The organism is Aureimonas sp. AU20, assembly GCF_001442755.1.
GTDB lineage: Bacteria > Pseudomonadota > Alphaproteobacteria > Rhizobiales > Rhizobiaceae > Aureimonas.
Window position 1 is genome coordinate 2834141 of the sequence record NZ_CP006367.1, and the last position, 19609, is coordinate 2853749.

General features: G+C 65.9%; 19 protein-coding genes. 10 read left to right on the top strand and 9 right to left on the bottom strand.

The window, feature by feature from the left end:
• The first annotated feature begins 130 nt into the window (after positions 1-130).
• Positions 131-1006: an alpha/beta fold hydrolase gene (locus tag M673_RS12660; protein WP_061976389.1), complete on the top strand. Its 876-nt coding sequence runs from the start codon at positions 131-133 to the stop codon at positions 1004-1006.
• Here the strand turns inward: M673_RS12660 and M673_RS12665 are convergent.
• Positions 957-1409 carry a DNA polymerase III subunit chi gene (locus M673_RS12665; protein WP_061976390.1) on the bottom strand — a complete coding sequence of 151 codons (453 nt, stop codon included), beginning with the start codon at positions 1407-1409 and terminating at the stop codon, positions 957-959. The two genes, M673_RS12660 and M673_RS12665, sit on opposite strands and share 50 nt — an antisense overlap.
• A 1-nt stretch (position 1410) precedes the next feature.
• The gene (locus tag M673_RS12670) at positions 1411-2910 is read right to left on the bottom strand and encodes a leucyl aminopeptidase (RefSeq protein ID WP_061977828.1); all 1500 of its coding nucleotides are present in this window, start codon (positions 2908-2910) and stop codon (positions 1411-1413) included.
• Between the two features lie 266 nt (positions 2911-3176).
• On the opposite strand from M673_RS12670, the gene M673_RS12675 reads away from it, so the two are divergent.
• From M673_RS12675 to rsmA, 6 genes are all read left to right on the top strand, one after another.
• Positions 3177-4370: an LptF/LptG family permease gene (locus M673_RS12675; RefSeq protein ID WP_061976391.1), complete on the top strand. Its 1194-nt coding sequence runs from the start codon at positions 3177-3179 to the stop codon at positions 4368-4370.
• Complete coding sequence (lptG, locus tag M673_RS12680) at positions 4367-5446, top strand: LPS export ABC transporter permease LptG (protein ID WP_061976392.1); 1080 nt, start codon at positions 4367-4369, stop codon at positions 5444-5446. Before M673_RS12675 ends, lptG begins: the two co-directional genes overlap by 4 nt.
• A gap of 1 nt (position 5447) precedes the next feature.
• A complete protein-coding gene (locus M673_RS12685) occupies positions 5448-7904 on the top strand; it encodes an LPS-assembly protein LptD (protein ID WP_244493169.1) in 2457 nt (818 codons plus the stop codon).
• A gap of 97 nt (positions 7905-8001) precedes the next feature.
• The gene (locus M673_RS12690; RefSeq protein WP_061976393.1) at positions 8002-8937 is read left to right on the top strand and encodes a SurA N-terminal domain-containing protein; all 936 of its coding nucleotides are present in this window, start codon (positions 8002-8004) and stop codon (positions 8935-8937) included.
• Between the two features lie 10 nt (positions 8938-8947).
• Entirely contained in the window at positions 8948-10015 is a 1068-nt protein-coding gene (gene pdxA / locus M673_RS12695; RefSeq protein WP_061976394.1) for a 4-hydroxythreonine-4-phosphate dehydrogenase PdxA, read from the top strand.
• Complete coding sequence (rsmA, locus tag M673_RS12700) at positions 10012-10842, top strand: 16S rRNA (adenine(1518)-N(6)/adenine(1519)-N(6))-dimethyltransferase RsmA (protein WP_061976395.1); 831 nt, start codon at positions 10012-10014, stop codon at positions 10840-10842. The genes pdxA and rsmA overlap by 4 nt, the downstream gene beginning before the upstream one ends.
• Before the next feature lie 58 nt (positions 10843-10900).
• Here the strand turns inward: rsmA and gmk are convergent, their stop codons facing one another.
• The 7 genes from gmk to fabD form a co-directional block, all read right to left on the bottom strand.
• Complete coding sequence (gene gmk, locus M673_RS12705; protein ID WP_061976396.1) at positions 10901-11578, bottom strand: guanylate kinase; 678 nt, start codon at positions 11576-11578, stop codon at positions 10901-10903.
• Complete coding sequence (locus M673_RS12710; RefSeq protein ID WP_061976397.1) at positions 11575-12462, bottom strand: YicC/YloC family endoribonuclease; 888 nt, start codon at positions 12460-12462, stop codon at positions 11575-11577. Before M673_RS12710 ends, gmk begins: the two co-directional genes overlap by 4 nt.
• Positions 12463-12510: 48 nt before the next feature.
• The gene (mltG, locus tag M673_RS12715; protein WP_061976398.1) at positions 12511-13635 is read right to left on the bottom strand and encodes an endolytic transglycosylase MltG; all 1125 of its coding nucleotides are present in this window, start codon (positions 13633-13635) and stop codon (positions 12511-12513) included.
• 164 nt (positions 13636-13799) lie between these two features.
• On the bottom strand, positions 13800-15065 hold the full coding sequence (gene fabF, locus M673_RS12720) for a beta-ketoacyl-ACP synthase II (protein WP_061976399.1): 1266 nt from the start codon (positions 15063-15065) through the stop codon (positions 13800-13802).
• A gap of 40 nt (positions 15066-15105) precedes the next feature.
• Positions 15106-15342: an acyl carrier protein gene (locus M673_RS12725; RefSeq protein ID WP_026358398.1), complete on the bottom strand. Its 237-nt coding sequence runs from the start codon at positions 15340-15342 to the stop codon at positions 15106-15108.
• Between the two features lie 227 nt (positions 15343-15569).
• On the bottom strand, positions 15570-16307 hold the full coding sequence (gene fabG / locus M673_RS12730; protein ID WP_061976400.1) for a 3-oxoacyl-[acyl-carrier-protein] reductase: 738 nt from the start codon (positions 16305-16307) through the stop codon (positions 15570-15572).
• Positions 16308-16375: 68 nt separating this feature from the next.
• Positions 16376-17323, bottom strand: a complete 948-nt coding sequence (fabD, locus tag M673_RS12735) for an ACP S-malonyltransferase (RefSeq protein WP_061977830.1) — start codon at positions 17321-17323, stop codon at positions 16376-16378.
• Between the two features lie 410 nt (positions 17324-17733).
• On the opposite strand from fabD, the gene rpsF reads away from it, so the two are divergent.
• The 3 genes from rpsF (at position 17734) to M673_RS12750 (ending at position 19597) form a co-directional block, all read left to right on the top strand.
• Positions 17734-18177 (top strand): 30S ribosomal protein S6, encoded by a 444-nt coding sequence (gene rpsF / locus M673_RS12740; RefSeq protein WP_061976401.1) that lies wholly within the window; start codon positions 17734-17736, stop codon positions 18175-18177.
• Entirely contained in the window at positions 18177-18425 is a 249-nt protein-coding gene (gene rpsR, locus M673_RS12745; protein ID WP_061976402.1) for a 30S ribosomal protein S18, read from the top strand. The genes rpsF and rpsR overlap by 1 nt, the downstream gene beginning before the upstream one ends.
• Positions 18426-18646: 221 nt before the next feature.
• Positions 18647-19597: a hypothetical protein gene (locus tag M673_RS12750; protein WP_061977831.1), complete on the top strand. Its 951-nt coding sequence runs from the start codon at positions 18647-18649 to the stop codon at positions 19595-19597.
• Positions 19598-19609 lie beyond the last annotated feature (12 nt).

Sequence of the window (19609 nt, forward strand, 5' to 3'; positions counted from 1 at the left end):
GCGTAAGTTGCGAAAAGTTAAGGCAAGCTTGGCCCTCTAGAGCTTGAGCGGGATGGAACCTCCCGTTTATTCTCCCGTTCAGCGCTCGATCGACATGCCTCGATGGCGCGGTCGATTCGGGGTTAGGACCATGCTTCGATCCATTGCGACCTTCTCGCTCGCCTTTCTGGTGGCGGCCGTCCCGGCGACGAACGCGCCGCTGGCGTTCGCCAACGGGCCGATGCCGAATCAGACCGGATACGCGTCGGTCAACGGCATCGACATGTTCTTCCGCGTCTACGGCAAGGGCCCCCCGATCCTGCTGATCCATGGCGGCCTGTCGGACAGCCGCGTGTGGCGGGCGCAGATCGGCGCTCTGTCGGCGGACCACACGATCATCCTCGCCGACAGCCGGGGCCAGGGTCGCTCGACCCGCACCAGCGACCCCATCACCTACGACCTGATGGCCGAGGACTATCTCGAACTGCTGGATCAGCTCGGCATCGAGCAGACCGACCTCGTGGGCTGGAGCGACGGCGGCATCATCGGACTCGATCTCGCGATCAAGCATCCCGAACGCCTGTCCCGCATCTTCATCCAGGCGGCGAACGCGACGCCGGCGGGCGTGAAGCACTACGACCCGAAGACGGCGATCGTCCCCGAGCTCAAGCATTACGACAATGTGGCGGACGAGATACAGGCGCTCTGGGCGAACGAGCCGAACTTCTCGGACGACGATCTCGCCTCGATCAACGTGCCGACCGAGATCGTGATCGGCGATCATGACGAGGCGATCAGCCGCCGCCACACCGAATATCTCGCCAACACCATTCCTACGGCGCGGCTTCTGGTGCTGCCCGATGTCGGCCATTCCGCCCCGCTGGAAGACCCGGAAGGCTATGCCGAAGCTGTGCTCGCCTTCATGGACAAGGAGAGCCCGGTGCTGGATGCCAGCCAGACCGGGTCGATCCGGCAGGCTACGCTTTCTTTACCCAGCGACGATCTTCCGTCTGCTGCCAATAGGTGACGGCATGGCCGGCGGATTTCTCCGCCGTCCACCGCGCCCGCGCCGAGGCGAGCTGCTCGCCGTCGTGCCCGTCGAAGAGATAGACCCCGCGCTCGTAGCCCTCCAGGCTCGATGGCACCGCCCCCTCCACCATGAAGCGCACATGCGGATCGTTGGCGCGCTGTTCCGCCTCGGTGGTGAGGAGAATCGGCTGCAGCGCGCCGGAACTGTCGGCATCGGTGCCGTGCGGTAGGAAACTGTCCTCCCGGTAGACCCAGAGATGCTGATCCAGCGCATCGCGCCGCTCCACCGTCACGGTCTGGACGATCACCCGCCAGCCGCGCGCGACGGAGCGTTCGAGGAGGTCCGGCAGGGCCTCCTCCATCCGGCTTTCGGTGAGATGGTAGAACAGGACCTCCGCCATATCAGCGGGCTTCGTAATGCTCTTCCACCAGACGGTTCAGAAGGCGGACGCCGAAGCCCGAGGCCCAGGACTGGTTGTACTCGTTGCTGGGCGAGCCCATGGCCGTGCCGGCCACGTCGAGATGGGCCCAGGGCACGTCGTTGACGAAGCGCTGGAGGAACTGCGCGGCGGTGATCGACCCGGCGGAGCGCCCGTTGCCGACATTCTTGATGTCGGCGAACTTGCCCTCGATCATCTTGTCGTAGTCCTTGCCGAGCGGCATGCGCCAGACCTTCTCGCCCGTTTCCAGGCCGGCCGCCAGAAGGCGGTTCGCGAGCTCGTCGTTGTTGGAGAAGAGGCCCGCATGCTGGTTGCCGAGTGCCACGATGATGGCACCCGTCAGCGTCGCCAGATTGACCATGAAGCGCGGCTTAAAGCGCTCCTGCGTGTACCAGAGCGCATCGGCCAGAACGAGGCGCCCTTCGGCGTCCGTGTTGATGACCTCGATCGTCGTGCCGGACATTGCGGTGACGATGTCGCCCGGGCGCTGCGCCAGCCCGTCCACCGAGTTTTCCACAAGACCGACCACGCCGATCGCGTTGACTTTGGCCTTGCGCCCGGCCAGCGCGCGCATGAGACCGACAACGGCGGCCGAGCCGCCCATGTCGCCCTTCATGTCCTCCATGCCTCCGGCCGGCTTGATCGACACGCCGCCCGTGTCGAACACCACACCCTTGCCGACGAAAGCGACCGGCGCCTCGCCCTCCGCCCCGCCGTTCCAGCGCATGATGCAAAGACGCGGCGGCGTCGGCGATCCCTGCGAAACGCCGAGCAGGGCGAACATCTTCAATTCGCGTAGGCGAGTCTCTTCGAGAATTTCGATCTCAAGGCCAGTGGCGCCGAGCGCCTCGATCCGGCTCGCATATTCGGTCGTGGTCAGGACGTTGGCCGGCTCGTTGACGAGGTCGCGCGCCAGCCGCACGCCCTCGCCCACGGCTTCCAAGGTCTCAAAATGGGTCTGCGCCGCTTGCGCGTCTGCGAGCGCGATCGTCACGGCGAGCGCGGTGTCGGGCGTTTCGTCCTCGCCGTCCTTGCTCTTCTTGGACTTGTAGCGGTCGAACTTGTAGCCGCGCAGGAGAAGGCCCAGACCGATCGTCGCGGCCTCCCTGGCGCCGGGCTCTGCGCTAGCCCCTTCCGTCCAGATCGTCGCCTGAGTCGCGCCGTTGAGCTTGCCGGCGATCGCGCCGCCGAGCTTCAGCCAGTCCTCTTCGCCCAAGGGCTCACTCGACGCGGTGCCGACGAGGAGGATCTTGTCGAGACCGCTGTCCGCGGGCGCGATCGTCTCGGCGAAGGACAGGCTCTTGCCCTTGAACTTGCCGAGCGAAGCGGCCCTCTCCGCCGCGCTGCGCACGCCCTCCGGCAGCCCCGGCGGGAGCGCCCCGTCCTTGCCAGCCAGAAGCACCAGAACGCCGGACGAGGGAAGGACGGGCGCGGCGAACTGTACGGTCGGCAGAATGGACATGAACACCTCGGTGCGGAAGCAGGGAGCCGGACGGCTCGAAGGAACGGGAACGGCCTTCAAAAGACCGTTCGCCTCTTGCGCATTCTGGCCGTGGAGGGCGCGATTGCAAGGGTGGTCAACATTATAAGAAAGCGGTAACCATTTTTGTTCGCCCTTCTTTAGCCAAGCTGGAGCAGTCTACCGCAGCCAGACATGTCGAACGAACGGGTTCGAGAGCTGCGCCGACAACCGGCGCCCGAAACGGGACTGCCGGAACCAAGAAACGCATGAAGCTTATCGAACGCTACATCTTCAAGCGAGTCGCGCTCTACACCGGTGGCTCGCTGGCCGCGCTCGTCATGATCGTGTGGATCGTCCAGGTCCTCCAGCGCCTCGACATCGTGCGAACCAGCGCCACGGCGGCGGGCGACATCGTCTGGATCGCCCTCATGCTGATGCCGGATCTGGCGGCGGGCGTCATTCCCTTCGCGCTTCTGATCGGCGCCATCCAGGCCCTGAACTCACTGAACGCCGATTCCGAGCGAGCGGTGATCGCGGCGGCCGGCGGCTCGCGCAAGGTGATCTTTAAGCCGATCCTTTATCTCGCCTTCGGCGCGGCGGCGCTGATCGTCATCAACTCGAACTTCGTCGGACCGGCCGCGTCCAGCGCCTTCCAGAACGGGATTCGCGCCATCAATGCCGACGCGATCAGCCTCTTCCTGCAGCCGGGCCGTTTCGAGCGGGTGCAGGATGGGCTGGTGATGAGCATCGACGAGGCACGAGGCCCGAACGTGCGCGGCCTGTTCCTGTCCGACACGCGCGATCCCACGCTGGATCTCACCTATTTCGCCAGGGAAGCGCAGGTCGTGGAACGCCAGGGCCAGTCCTATCTCGTGCTGGACGACGGCCAGCTGCACCGCCGCAACAACGCGGACGGCACGGTCTCGATCATTGAATTCCAGACCTACGCCTTCGACCTCGCCAATCTGCGGCCGGTGGAAACGGGCGACTGGATCCGCATGTCGGAACGCACGACGCGCGAACTCCTGAACCCCGACCCGAACGACAAGGTCTTCCAGCTTCACCCGAACCAGTTCGTGGAAGAACTGGCGCAGCGGCGCACCGACTGGCTCTTTCCCATCGCCTTCGGGCTCTGGGCGCTGGTCGTCGCGGCCCATCCGCGCACCAACCGCCAGGGGCCGGGTGCGGCCATGGCGCTCGGCCTGTCCGGCGCACTGGCGCTCAAGGCGATCGGCTTCGTGTCGCTCTCCTTCATCAACAAGGACCCGCGCTACGCCGCGCTGATCTACTCGCTGCCGATCTCGGCCATCCTGTTCGACATCTGGCTCCTATGGCGCGACGTGAACGTGACGGAAAGCGCCATCGTGCGCCGCACGAGCGACGGGTTCCGCTGGATCGGCCGGCAGCTGGCGCGGCTCCTTCCCTCCGATCGCCGCCAGGCAGGCGCGGGTGGCGCATGAAACGCTCGACCATCAACTTCTACTTCCTGCGCCGCTATCTCGTCAGCTTCATCTCGACGCTGACGGCCGTCTTCGCGCTGACCTATCTCATCGACATGATCGAGGTCAGCCGGCGCGGCGCGGCGGCGGATGTCGGCTTCGCCACGATCGCCACGATCTCGGCGCTGCGCGTGCCCGCCTTCATCGAACAGGCCTTTCCCTTCATCATCCTGTTCTCCTCGATTTTCACGCTGGTGACGCTGAACCGGAAGCTGGAACTCGTGATCGCGCGGGCCGGCGGCATGTCGGTCTGGCAGATCCTGGCGCCCTTCGCCTTCGGCTCGTTCCTGATCGGCCTCGTCGCCGTCGGGCTCTACAATCCGATCGCCGCCTCCGCGCAGGCCCACTCGGCCAAGCTCCAGACGGCAGCGGCCGGCGTCGTCAGCCAGAACTCCGATCGCTCGCCCTGGCTGCGCCAGACGGGCAAGGGCGTCGAATCCATCATCGGCGCCAAGGCGGTGTCGGACGGCGGCGCGACGCTGGGCGGCGTCACGGCCTTCATCATGCGCGAGGAGGGCGTCGTGTCCGAGCGCATCGACGCCGGCCAGGCCCATCTCGAGAACGGCGCATGGCGGATCGAGAATCCGCTGGTCACCCGCGTCGGCTCGCCGCCGGTGCGCGAGGACCTCGTCCTCCTGCCCACCACGCTCCTGCCCGAGTTCATCGAGCAGCGGCTGGCGAATCCGGATGCGATCTCCATCTGGCATCTCGGCAGCAAGATCGAAGTGGCCAGGAGCCTGGGTTACAACGCCGACGCTTTTGCCATGCGCTTCCATGCGCTTCTCGCCCGCCCTGCCCTGTTCGTGGCCATGACGCTCGTCGCGGCCACCGTAGCTGTGCGCTACACGCGATTGGGACAGTCGAGCGGCACGATCGTCGGTGGCGTCGCTGCGGGCTTCGTGCTTTACGTCGTAACGTTCCTGGCGCAGGCGCTGGGAAGCAACTCCGTGATTCCGGCTGTCGTGGCAGCTTGGTTTCCGGTCGTGGCGGCGGGATTGTTCGGGACGACAATCCTGCTCCATCAGGAGGACGGATAGAATGACAGCGAGGGGGAACTCGCGCCGATGGGGGGCCGGGGGTCGGTCGCTTCTCAAGGGCGCTCTCCTGACGGGCGCCGCGATCTCGGCCGTCATGGTCGGGGCGATGGACGCGCGCGCGCAGACATCGCTCGGCGATCTCGGCACTTCCGTCTCGGTGCCCGAGGGAACGCAACTGTTCCTGGAAGCCGACACCGTCACCTACGACAGTGACAAGCAGGTCGTCACCGCTTCGGGCGGCATCCAGATCGACTATGGCGGCTACAAGCTCGTCTCGCGCAACATCACCTACGATCAAGCCGCGCGCCGGCTCGTAGCGTCGGGCGATGTCGAGCTGATCGAGCCCTCGGGCAACAAAATCTATGCCGATTCGATCGACCTGACCGACGATTTCGCCAATGGCTTCATCCAGGCGCTGCGCATCGAGACGCCCGACAACACGCGCTTCGCCGCGGGCCAAGCCGTGCGCCAGAACGGCGACACGACGACCTTCGAGCGCGGCGTCTACACCGCCTGCGAAGCCTGCGAGAAGCATCCCGAGCGCCCGCCCCTGTGGCAGGTGAAGGCGCGCCGTATCGTCTGGGACCAGAAGAACAAGGTCGTGCGCTATTACGGCGCGCGCTTCGAGCTGTTCGGCAAGCCGCTCGCCTATCTCCCCTATTTCGCCTCGCCCGACCCGACCGTGAAGCGCCAGAGCGGCCTGCTTCCGCCGAGCGTCAAATCGACATCGAAGATCGGCGTCGGCCTGCGCGTTCCCTATTACATCGCGATCGACGAAAGCTCGGACGCGACCGTCGCCGGCACTTATTTCACCAAGCAGGGATTCCTGGCCGAGGCGGAATACCGCAAGGCGTTCGAGAACGGCTATTTCACGTTGCAGACCGCCGGCATCGCCCAGCTCGATCCCGGCCGGTTCAGCGACTTCCGTTCCGACACGGTGATCACAAATCTCGATCCGGCCGATCGCGACCGGGGCATGATCGGCACGACCGGCCGTTTCGCCCTCAACGACCAGTGGACCTTCGGCTGGGACGTGCTCGCCCAACGCGACACGAATTTCAGCCATGTCTACCAGATCGAGAATTTCGACCAGCTCTACCGCACCAACGAGATCTACCTCACGGGCCTCGGCGATCAGAGCTTCTTCGACCTGCGCGCCCAGAGCTTCGACGTCCAGACCGAGAACACGCTGACGAACCGCGTGCAGCCCTATGTGCTGCCCTCGCTCGACTATCAGTACATCAACGAGAATCCGGTTCTCGGCGGCCAGCTGCAGGTGGACGCCAACGTCACCAACCTACGGCGCGAGGCGACGAGCCCGGGCTACCTTCTCCTGTGCGACCCTAGCCGCTTCAACGCCGGCACCTGCAACGCGTCGCTCGGATTCCCCTACCGCTCGGACGTGTTCCGGCGGAACGTGCTGGAGGGCGACTACACGCGCTCCAGCGTCGACGCCAAGTGGAAGCGGACGCTGACCACCGATTTCGGCCTTCAGGTCACGCCTTCGGCCAGCCTGCGCGGCGATCTCTACCGCGCCGACATGGAAGCCCAGGGTATTCCCGCGCTCACGACCTCCAGCCTCGGCCTCGGCGGCATCGAGGTGGACGAGTCCGGCGCGCGCGGCATGGCGACGGCTGGCGTCGACGTTCGCTATCCCTATCTGATCGAGACGGCGAATGCCTCGCATGTCATCACGCCGATTGCGCAGCTTCTGGTGCGCCCCGACGAGATGAAGTCCGGCCAGCTGCCGAACGAGGACGCGCAGAGCCTCGTGTTCAACGCGGCCAATCTCTTCGAGGATGACAAGTTCTCCGGCTACGACCGGATCGAAGGCGGCACGCGCGCCAATGTCGGCGTGCAGTATGGCGGCGTCTTCGGCGCGGGCTATGCGATCGACGCGCTGTTCGGCCAGTCCTTCCACCTCGCGGGCGAGAACCCGTTCGCGCAGCCGGACCTCGCGCTGGTCGGATACGAGTCGGGCTTGGAGCACGACCGATCGGACTACGTCTCCTCACTCGCCGTCTCGACGCCGATCGGCGTCAATTTTGGCGCGCAGGGTCGTTTCGACAAGGATGATTTCAGCGTTCGCCGCACGGACTTCATGTCCGGCCTGACCTACAAGCAACTCGATGCCTCGGTGGTCTATTCGCAAATCGCCGCGCAGCCGATCTACAGCTTCCCCGAGGACCGCAAGCAGGTCTCGATCGCCGCGAACTACAAGGTGACGGACCAGATCCGCACCTTCGGCTCGCTGACCTACGACCTCGAGAACGAGACGATGATCAACCGCACCTTCGGCATCGGCTATGCCGACGAGTGCTTCAGCCTCATCGCGCAGTACCAGAACACCGACGACCAGTACCGCCTGACGGATTCGCGAACCAAGCTCATGGTCACGCTTTCGTTCCGCACCCTGGCCCAGGTCGGATACAGCTATGGTCTTGGCTCCACGAATTGATCTGTTAAAAGACCATTGTTTCGCCAAAGCCGTCGCATAGCAGCGATGACGTGCGGCCGGATGACCGGCCGCATTCAGAGCGGGAGATAGGCACACCATGACCGCACGCACCCTTGCCCGACAGTTCGCCGTCTGTTCGGCTCTGGCTGCCCTTCTGCTCACGGGCGGAGTGTCCGCCGCGCCGGCCCAGGCCGCGTCGGAGATCAAGGTCATCGTCAACAAGCAGGCCATCACCAGCTTCCAGATCCAGCAGCGCGCCGCCTTCCTGAAGCTGCGCCGCGCGCCGGGCGGCACGCAGGCGGCGACCGACGAACTGATCGACGAAGCGCTGAAGTCGCAGGAGACCCGGCGTCGCGGCATCCAGATCCCGGATGCGGCGGTGGATGAGGCCTTTGCCCGCTTCGCGCGCGATAACAAGCTGACCGAAGCCCAGCTCGCCGAAGTGCTCGGCCGCGCAGGCTTCTCGGCCAAGGGCTTCAAGGATTACATCCGGGTTCAGATGGGCTGGGGTCAGGCGGTCATCGCCAATGTCCGCCAGACCGAGCGCCTGACCGAGCAGGAAGCCGTGCAGCGCATGATCCAGCAGGGCGGCAAGAAGCCGACCACGACGGAATACACGCTGCAGCAGGTCATTTTCGTGGTGCCGGAGGACAAGCGGGCCTCGCAGCTCGATAAGCGCATGAGCGAAGCCAATGCCATGCGCCAGCGCTTCACCAGCTGCCCCGCGACCTACGACATCGCCAAGGGCTTGCGCGACGTGACCGTGCGCGATCTCGGCCGCATCCCGCAGCCCGAACTGCCGCCACGCTGGAAGGACGATGTCGTCAACGCCTCGCGCGGTCGCACGACCAAGGCGCAGGCGACCGAGCGCGGCGTCGAGTTCATCGCCATCTGCGACAGCCGCTCCGTTTCGGACGATCAGACGGCCGCCATGGTCTTCCAGGCCAACGACATGGAAGCCATGGGCAAGAAGGAGCCCGACAAGGCGTTCCTGAAGAAGCTGCGCGACAAGGCGGCGATCATCCGTCGATAAGCCGATCTCCATGCCAAGCGAACTCGCCGCCGGGCCGGATGGCCGCGCACTTCTGGTCACGGTCGGCGAGCCTTCGGGCGTCGGGCCGGACGTCACGCTTCTGGCCTTTCGCGACCGCGAGACGCTCGACCTTCCCCGCTTCGTGCTCCTGGCCGATCCCGACATGATCGCCAAGCGCGCCGAGCGACTGGGGATCGAGGTGTCGATCCATCGGATCGCGAGCGTGGCCGAAAGCGCGTCCGTGCCGGCTTCCGAACTCGCCGTTCTGCCGCTCGTGAACCATCATCTGGAAGAGCCCGGCCAACTCGACCCGGCCAACGCCGCCGGAACGATCGAGGCGATCGACCGGGCGACGCGGCTCGTCCTGTCGGGCGAGGCCGATGCGCTGGTCACCAATCCGATCGACAAGAAGGCGCTCTACGACGCCGGCTTCGCCCATCCCGGCCATACGGAATATCTCGCGGAACTCTGCGGCACGCTGACGGGCGAAACGCTCCAGCCGGTCATGCTTCTGACCGGCCCCGAGCTATCCTGCGTTCCCGTGACGATCCACATTCCGCTGGCCGAGGTTCCGGCCGCGCTGTCGACCGACCTCATTCTCTCGACCGCCCGCATCGTGATGGCCGATCTTCAGGCGCGGTTCGGTCTCGACGCGCCGCGTCTTGCAATCTCAGGCCTCAATCCGCATGCCGGCGAGCGTGGAGCCATCGGCAGCGAGGACGAGACAATGATACGCCCGGCGGTCGCGATCCTTCAGGCCGAGGGGTTCGATGTGGTCGGGCCGCTGCCCGGCGACACGATGTTCCATCCCGAGGCGCGTCGGCGCTACGACGTGGCGCTCTGCATGTATCACGACCAAGCACTCATCCCCGCCAAGACGCTGGCCTTCGACGAAACCGTGAACGTGACGCTCGGCTTGCCCATCATCCGCACGTCGCCCGATCACGGCACGGCGGGCGACATCGCTGGAACCGGCACGGCGCGGCCCAACAGCTTCGTGGCCGCGCTTCGACTTGCCAGCCGCATGGCGAAGATCGCCCGCGAGACCGGCCTCGACACGCTTGAGGCGGCGTCTTGACCCTCGCCTTCGACGGCCTGCCGCCGCTGCGCGAAGTTCTGGCGGACCACGGCATCGATCCTCGTAAGGCGCTCGGGCAGAATTTCCTTCTCGATCTGAACCTGACAGGGCGGATCGCCCGACAGGCCGGCCCGCTCGAAGGGCAGACGGTGATCGAGATCGGCCCCGGCCCCGGCGGCCTGACGCGCGCGCTTCTCGCCCATGGCGCCGCCCATGTGATCGCGATCGAGAAGGACCCGCGCTGCCGACCGGCGCTGGAGGCGATCGGCGCGCATTATCCTGGCCGCGTCACGCTGGTCGAGGGCGACGCGCTGGAGATAAATCCCGCCAGCCTGACGGACGGCCCCTTCAAGATCGTCGCCAACCTGCCCTACAATGTCGGGACGCAGTTGCTCCTGAACTGGATCACGGTTCCCGTCTGGCCGCCGCGCTGGATCGACCTGACGCTGATGTTCCAGAAGGAAGTGGCCGAGCGGATCGTCGCCGGTGCCGACGACGATCATTATGGCCGTCTCGGCGTGCTCGCGGGGTGGCGTACCCAGGCCGAAATCCTGTTCGACGTGTCGCGCGAGGCTTTCACGCCGCCGCCGAAGGTGACCTCGGCTATTGTCCAGATCGTGCCACGCCCGGAGCCCCTGCCCGTCTCGCTGGCCGATCTGGAAAAGGTCACTGCCGCCGCCTTTGGGCAGCGGCGCAAGATGCTGCGCCAGAGCGTGAAACCGGTCGGCGGCGAGGCGCTGCTGGCCCGCGCCGGCATCGACCCGACACGGCGGGCCGAAACGCTCGAAGTCGCGGAGTTCGTGCGCCTCGCGAACGCGCTTCAATAGAGCAAACGAAAACGGCGCCCGAAGGCGCCGTCAGTCCATTGAGCGCGAAGCCGAACCCTTAGCGTTCCGACGCCTTCGCCGCTTCATCCAGAAGCTGTGTGGTGAAGTCGAACAGGCCAGGCCGCCGATCGCGCCGCAGCCGTTCGGCATTGACGATCGAAAGGACCGCCGAGAAGGCGCGGTCGAGATCGTCGTTGATCACCACATATTCGTAGTCCCGCCAGCGCTCGATCTCGATGCGGGCGTTCTTCAGCCGCATGGCGATCGTGTCCTTGGAGTCCTCGGCCCGGCGCGTCAGGCGCTGGGCGAGCTCGTCCATGGAGGGCGGCAGAATGAAGATCGAGACGATGTCGGTCTTGGCCTGCTCCTGAAGCTGCAATGCGCCCTGCCAGTCGATGTCGAAGAGCATGTCCCGCCCCTCGCGCATCGCCTGCTCGGCCGCCGCGCGCGGCGTGCCGTAGAAATTGCCATGCACTTCGGCCCATTCTAGAAGCGCATCGGACGAGCGCAGCCGCTCGAACTCCTCCACCGTGATGAAGTGGTAATGCACGCCGTCGATCTCGCTCGGCCGCCGCTTGCGCGTGGTTACGCTGATCGAGAGCGAGAACTTCTTGTCGAGTTCGAGGAGATTGCGCGCGATCGTGGACTTCCCGGCGCCGGACGGCGAGGAAATCACCAACATCAGCCCCCGTCGCGCGATCGGCGGATTCGTTTCGACATCCAAGAGAGGCTTCATTCTAGATTCTGAACCTGTTCGCGAAACTGATCGACGACGACCTTGAGCTGCAGACCGATGGCGGTCAGCGAGGCCGCATGAGACTTGGAGCAGATCGTATTCGATTCCCGGTTAAATTCCTGCGACAGGAAATCGAGACGACGACCGACGGCGCCGCCTTCGCCAAGAAGCGCACGCGCGGCGACGATATGAGCGTTCAGCCGGTCGAGCTCTTCCTGGATATCGGCCTTGGCCGCGATCACCGCCGCCTCCTGATGAAGCCGCGCGGGGTCGAGCCCCGTCTCGGTGCCCAGCAAGTCCGTGACCTGCCGGCGCAGTCGCGCCTGGATCGCTGTCAGCGAGCGAGCGGGATCATCACTTGCAGCCTGCGCCAGCGTCTCGATCTCGTCGACCCGCGCCTCAAGAATGGCGCGCAGGGCCGCGCCTTCGCTCTGCCGGGCCGCGACCAACGCGTCGATCGCGGCATCGAGCCCGTCCAGAATGGCCGGCGCGCGCTGGGTAAACCAGTCCGCCGTGTGCGCCTCGTCCGACACCTCGATCACGCCGCGCAGCGCCAGCAAGCCGTCGGCGCGCGGCGGCGCGGCACGGCCGGCCTGTACCAACTCGTCCGAAAGGCGAAGCAGTTCGTTCAGGAAGGCCTGGTTGATACTGAAGTTGGAGAGGTTCTCCGGCCGGTCCAGCGTCAGCGAGACCTGCAGATTGCCGCGAGACAGCCGGGCGCCGAGACGCTTTCGGGCCTCCGCCTCCAGGCTCTCAAAACCCTGCGGCAGGCGCAGCCGCGTCTCCAGACCCTTGCCGTTGACCGAGCGCAGCTCCCAGACGAAGGCCGCGTCGTCGGCCTGTCCCTCGAAACGGGCAAAGCCCGTCATGCTACTGACGGGCATTGTGGGATGTCCTCTCAAGCTCGAAGGGGGCGAGACGCGAAAGTCGCCTCATTCGACCGCCGCTTCCGGTGGCGCCGGTTGGCCACGGCTGGCGGCGGCGCGGCGTTCAATGTCGCGCAGGCGCCGCACGTTGTTGTTGTGCTCGTCCAGCGTGCGCGAGAAGGCGTGCCCCCCGGTGCCGTCCGCGACGAAATAGAGATCGTCCGTGGCGAGCGGATGCGCCACGGCTTCCAACGCCGCGCGGCCGGGATTGGCGATCGGGCCGGGTGGCAGGCCGCGAATGACATAGGTGTTGTAGGGCGTCTCGCTGGCGATGTGCGACTGGCGGATCGGCTCGTCCGACGGCTTTCCCGCTCCGCCCCAGATCCCGTAGATGATGGTCGGGTCGGACTGAAGACGCATGTTCTTCTTCAGCCGGTTGACGAAGACCGAGGCGACATGGGGTCGCTCGGCGTCGATGCCGGTTTCCTTTTCCACGATCGAGGCGAGCGTCACGAACTGGCCGACGTCGGACACCGGCAGCCCGTCCTGCCGCCCCTTCCAGATCTCGGCCACGAGCTTGGACTGCGCCGCCGACATCTGCGACACGAGTTCGGCGCGGCTGAGGCCGCGCGTGAACTTGTAGGTTTCGGGCAGAAGCGAGCCTTCCGGCGCTTCGGGCGGCAGATCGCCCACCAACGCCTCGTCGGCGGAAAGGCGCGCGTAGATCTGCGCCACGGTCCAGCCTTCGGGAATGGTGATCGCGTGGAGGATCGAGTTGCCAGAGCGGATCGTGTTCATCACGTCGCGCATGCTGGCGCCAGGCGCGAACGCATATTCGCCGGCCTTGAGCTGGCCGGCGGCACGCTCGAAGCGCGTCCCGTATTCGAAGATGCGTGCGTCGCTGACGATGCCGTTGCGCTCGAGCGCCGCGGAAATGCCTTCCAGACCACCGCCCTTGGGAACGAGAAAGGTCGCTTCCGTCTGCAGCGGACCCGGCCCGTCGAACTGCGTCTTGCCCCAATAGACGACCGCACCCGCTGCCAGAACCAGCGCCAGGGCGCCACTGAAGCAGAAGCTTAGAAAGGCGACAAAGCTGTTCTTGGCGGATTTGGAGCGGATGCGCCGCTTCGCGGCGGTATCGTCCGCCTGGGAAGGCCGCTCATGGAGGGATTCGTCAGAACCGGTCATCATGAGGTTCCCTTCGACTTGGACCGGACGAGACGCGGCGGCGCCCGGCGCCCCGCTCCTCGATCGCTGAATAGGTCAGGCCAGCGGAAGGCCGAAGGCCCGCGCGGCAAAGCATCCGAACCATCATTCGAATGTGGCAAAAGCCGGTTCGAACGAAGCGCCCGCGTTCACGCCTTGTAGCGGCGCAGGACGAGCGAGGCGTTGGTGCCGCCGAATCCGAAGGAATTCGAAAGGGCCACGTCGATCTGCTTCTCGCGCTTGATCTTGGGCACGAGGTCGATCTGCGTTTCCATCGACGGATCTTCGAGATTGAGCGTGGGCGGCGCGACATTGTCGCGGATCGCCAGCGCGCAGAAGATCGCCTCCACCGAACCAGCCGCACCTAGGAGGTGGCCAATGGATGATTTGGTCGAGGACATCAGCACGTTGGGCGCGGACTCTCCCAGCACGCGCTCGATCGCGCGCAGCTCGATCTCATCCCCGAGCGGCGTCGAGGTGCCGTGCGCGTTGACATAGTCGATCTCGGAAGGCGCGATGCCGGCGCGCTTCAACGCCATGGTCATGCAGCGGAAAGCGCCGTCACCGCTCTCGGCGGGGGCTGTGATGTGATGGGCGTCACCTGACAGACCGTAGCCGATCACCTCGGCATAGATGCGCGCGCCGCGCGCCTGGGCATGTTCCAGCTCTTCGAGGACGACGATACCCGCGCCCTCGCCCATGACGAAGCCGTCCCGACCCTTGTCGTAGGGCCGCGAGGCGACGGTCGGGTTGTCGTTGTAGCTGGTGGAGAGCGCCCGGCAGGCCGAGAAGCCGACGATGGACAAGCGGCCCACCGGCGATTCGGCCCCGCCCGCGACCATGACGTCGGCATCGCCGAGCATGATGAGGCGCGCGGCGTCGCCGATCGCATGGGCGCCGGTCGAACAGGCGGTGACCACGGAATGGTTCGGTCCGCGCAACTTGTTGCGGATGGAGACGTGGCCGGACGCCAGATTGATGAGGCTGCCGGGAATGAAGAAGGGGCTGATGCGACGCGGCCCCTTCTCCGCAAGAAGGAGCGCATTGCGCTCGATGCCCTGGAGACCGCCGATGCCGGAGCCGATCATCACGCCGGTGGCGCACTGATCCTCGTCCGTTTCGGGGTGCCAGTCGGCATCGTCCAACGCCTCGGAGGCGGCCGCCACGGCGTACACGATGAAATCGTCGACCTTGCGCTGCTCCTTGGGCTCCATCCAGAGATCTGGATTGAAGGTGCCCTCGGTGCCATCGCCTTTCGGGATCTGGCAGGCGATCTGACACGGCAGGTCAGACACTTCGAAACCTTCGATTCGACCGGCCGCGCTGCGGCTTTCGATCAAACGTTTCCAAGTGACTTCGACACCGGCGCCGAGAGGGCTGACCATACCGACGCCGGTAATGACGACTCGTCTCATTCCGTACTCATGTGCAGCGGCGGACGCATCCGCCCGAGCGTTAGGCCTGGTTCTTCTCGATGAACTTCACCGCGTCGCCGACCGTCAGGATGGTCTCGGCCGCGTCGTCCGGGATTTCGACGCCGAACTCTTCCTCGAAGGCCATGACGAGCTCGACCGTGTCGAGGCTGTCGGCGCCGAGATCGTCGATGAAGGAGGCGTTTTCCGTCACCTTCTCCTGCTCGACGCCGAGATGCTCGACGACGATCTTCTTAACCCGTTCAGCGGTATCGCTCATAGTCATTCCTCAGTTGGATTGGCTTCCGTCGCTTCGTTAGACGCCGGAGTGTGGTTAATCAAGAAGCGCGCCCAAGTCGGGCGCGCCCGAAATGCCGAACGACGGAGATCGCCCACCTCGGCGGCTTAGCACGGCGCCGCCCCCCATCCAAGGCGGGAGACCGGCGCTTGGGACGCTGGAAACCGTTTGCAAACAACGTGTGCGTTCGCCCCGACTCCAATGCACGGTCAGATCATCGCCATGCCGCCGTTCACGTGCAGCGTCTGCCCCGTGACATAGGCGGCCTGGTCGGACGCAAGATAGAGCGCGGCGGCGGCGATGTCCTCGCCCGAGCCCATGCGACGCATCGGAATGGCGCCCATGATCGCCTCCTTCTGCTTGTCGTTGAGCTTGTCGGTCATGGCGCTCTGAATGAAGCCGGGCGCGATGCAGTTCACCGTCACGTTGCGCGAGGCGATTTCCTGCGCGAGCGACTTGGAAAAGCCGATCATGCCGGCCTTGGCCGCGCAGTAGTTCGCCTGACCGGGATTGCCGGTGACGCCGACGATCGAGGTAATGTTGATGATGCGGCCGTAGCGGCGGCGCATCATCTGGTGCGTCAAGGCGCGCGTCAGGCGGAAGACAGAGGTGAGATCGACCTCGATCACCCGGTCCCAGTCCTCGTCCGACATGCGCACGAAGAGGCCGTCCTTGGTGATGCCGGCATTGTTGACCAGAATGTCGACGCCGCCGAGCGCGGCATCGGCGGCTTCCGCCAGCCCCGCCTGCCCATCGCGCGCGCCGAGATCGGCCGGCAGGACGTGAACCCGGTCTCCGAGCGAGGTGGCAACCTCGTCCAGCTTCTCGCGCCGCGTCCCGTGCAGGCCGACGCTGGCGCCCGCGCCGTGCAGCGCGCGGGCGATCGCCTCGCCCAAGCCGCCGCTGGCGCCGGTGACGAGAGCCTTGCGGCCGGTGAGATCGAACATGGATGCGTCCTCGATTTCGAGTGGAGCCGGCGGGGCGGCTCGAGAAACGTGGCTTAAGGAAGCTGGGCCTAAACGGCGACGAGCTTAGCGAGCGCGGCTTCGACATCGGCCGGCGCGCCGATCGAGACAGCCGACAGGCGCTTGTCGATGCGCTTGGCGAGCCCGGCCAAGACCTTGCCATTGCCGACCTCGAACAGGAGATCGACCTCTGCGTCCGCGAGATAGGTCATGCTTTCGCGCCATCGCACCTGGCCCGTGACCTGCTCGACCAGCCGCTCGCGGATTTCGTTCGGGTTGGAAATCGCCGAGGCCAGGACATTGGCGACGAGCGGCACGCGCGGCGCCTCGATTCGCGCCTCAGCCAAAGCCTCGCGCATCCGATCGGCGGCGGGCTGCATCAGCATGGAGTGGAACGGCGCGGAAACGGGAAGCGGAATGGCGCGCTTGGCGCCCTTTTCCAGCGATAGCGCCATGCCGCGTTCGACGGCGGCCTTGGTGCCGGAAATGACGATCTGCCCGCCGCCATTGTCGTTGGCGATCTGGCAGACGCCGCCCTGCCCGGCCTCAACACAGACCTCGGCCAGGGCCGTCTCGTCCAGCCCGAGAATAGCCGCCATCGCGCCTTCGCCTGGGGCGACGGCAGCCTGCATGGCCTCGCCACGGATGCGAAGAAGGCGCGCGGCGTCGGCCACGGTCAGCGAACCGGCGGCGGCAAGCGCGGAATATTCGCCCAGCGAATGACCTGCGACGAAGGAGGCGCGCGCGCCGAGATCGAAGCCGGACGCCTCAAGGGCTCGCATGGCCGCGACAGAGACCGCCATGAGAGCGGGCTGGGCGTTGGCCGTCAGCGTCAGCTTGTCTTCGGGTCCATTCCAGATCGTCTCGCTGAGCTTCTCGCCGAGCGCTTCGTCGACCTCCTCGAAAACGCGGCGGCTTTCGGGAAAGGCATCCGCTAGATCGCGGCCCATGCCGACGGTCTGGCTACCCTGGCCGGGGAACACTAAGGCAAGCGACATCGCCATCCCATTTGCGGTTGAATTTTCGGGGTGAATGGGGGCAGGCTCGCGGACTGTCAAGTTTGAGGCGAGATTTAAGGGCGCAGGCGGCGCATCGAGACACCGCTCCTTTACCGGTCGAAGGGGTGAGAAATGGCGCTCTCCACGCCCGGCCGATTCGCGCGCCGTCCTTGCCAAGTCCTCCGAAATCGGCTAAGCGCCGCCCGGTATTGTCCGAACCAGCCGGGGGCTGAACGGAAGACGGCTTGCTTTTGCCCGTTGGATGCTTCGCGCATCCGCTTCCCGTGTCCCCGCTCTCGACCGTCTCTAAGAGCGCGCCTTTCCCCATTCGGCCACCCGGCCAACAGGAGAGTCGCAGAGGCTTAGCCGCTGGTTCGACGCAATCGCAACCGAAGGAAAGGCGACACGATATGGCGCTCTACGAGCACGTATTCCTTGCCCGACAGGACATCAGCGGCCAGCAGGTCGACGCACTCGTGGAACAGTACCGCGGTGTGATCGAGGCCAATGGCGGCAAGGTCGGCAAGATCGAGAATTGGGGTCTCAAGACCCTCACCTACCGGATCAAGAAGAACCGGAAGGCCTATTACACGCTGATGAACATCGACGCGCCGTCGGCGGCCGTCGAGGAGATGGAGCGCCAGATGCGCTTCAACGAGGACATCCTGCGTTACCTCACCGTGCGTGTCGAAGCGCACGAAGACACGGCCTCGGCCATGATGCAGAAGCGCGACGACCGTCCGCGTCGTTCGGACCGTGACGGCGGCGACCGCCCGCGTCGCGACCGCGACGACCGTCCGCGCCGTGACGACGACGATCGTCCGCGCCGTCCCCGCACCGAGGAGGCCGCATAATGGTTGACGTGGCTCAGCTCCCGACCCGGCGTCCTTTCCACCGCCGCCGCAAGTCCGACCCGTTCGCGGCGAGCGATTCGCCGAACATCGACTACAAGGACGTCCGTCTCCTGCAGCGCTACATCTCCGAGCGCGGCAAGATCGTTCCGTCCCGCATCACGGCGGTTTCCCAAAAGAACCAGCGCGCCCTGGCCCAGGCCATCAAGCGCGCCCGCTTCCTGGGCCTCCTGCCCTACGTCCTGAAGTAAGCTCAGACCCCTCGGGGGTTCGGCTTGGAATTCGGCGCGCGGCGGCCTGTCCGCCGCGCGCCGAGGCTTTGACGAAACGCTCGCTTTCGGGCGTTTCGTCAAAGCCTCCCGACGATCCGGTTCCGTTAGGCGCCTCCGGTTCGTGACGATCAGCCGAGTTGGGGCCCAGCCGGAAGGCATGGCCCCTAACTGCCATGATGCAGGACAGCGAACCCAAGTCGATGAATCCAAGAGCCCTCCTGATCGGACTGCTGGCCGGCCTCGCCTCGGCCCTTCTGTTCGCCGGCCTGGTGACCCATGCGTTGAGCGCGGTCGGGCTTGCCTTCGTCGCACCGGTTCCGATCCTGATCGCCAGCCTCGGCTGGGGCAGCACCGCTGGCTTCGTCGCCGCGCTGTCCGCCTTCGGTGCGGTCGCCGGTGCGCTCGGCTCGGTCTATGCCGGCCTCTCGATCCTCCTCAGCGTCGGCCTCCCCGCCGCCATTCTCGGCCATATCGCCGGCCTGGCGCAGCCGATCGAGGCCCCGGCGGGCTGGAAGGACAAGGGACCGGCGCTCCTCTGGTTTCCCCTGTCGCGCATCCTCTTCGCGACATGCCTTCTCGCGGCGCTGGGCTGCCTCGCGATGGGCTGGCTGATCGGCTACGACCCGAGCGATCTGGCGCCAGCCGTCGCGCAGGCCCTGTCGAGCGAGGCCGCTTCCTCCGTGCCGCCCGAACAGCTGGCGGAGTTGGCGCGCTTCGTCGTCAACGTCATCCCCTATGCGCAACCGGCCTTCCTGGTGCTGACGCTGGTCGTCTGCCTCTTCGTGTCGGCTGCGATCGTGCGGGCCAGCGGACGACTGCCGCGTCCCAAGGACGACATTCCGGCCAGCGCCGGTCTGCCGCGCATGGCGCTCTTCGCCTTCGCCTTCGCGCTGGCGCTCTGCTTCACCGGCGGCTCGGCGGCGCTGGTGGGCGCCGTGTTCACTGGTGCGCTGGGCTGCGCCTTCACGCTTGTCGGCCTCGCCGTCATGCATCGTCGCTCGCGCGGCCGCGCGGCCCGCGGTCTGCTGCTCTTCACCGCCTATGCGGCGATCGTACTCCTATCGATCCCGCTTCTCGCCTTCCTGGCTCTCGGCTTGTTCGAGACCGCGAAATCGCCGGCCCAAGCGGCCGACACCAACCAACCCCGCTAACCCTTAGGAAAA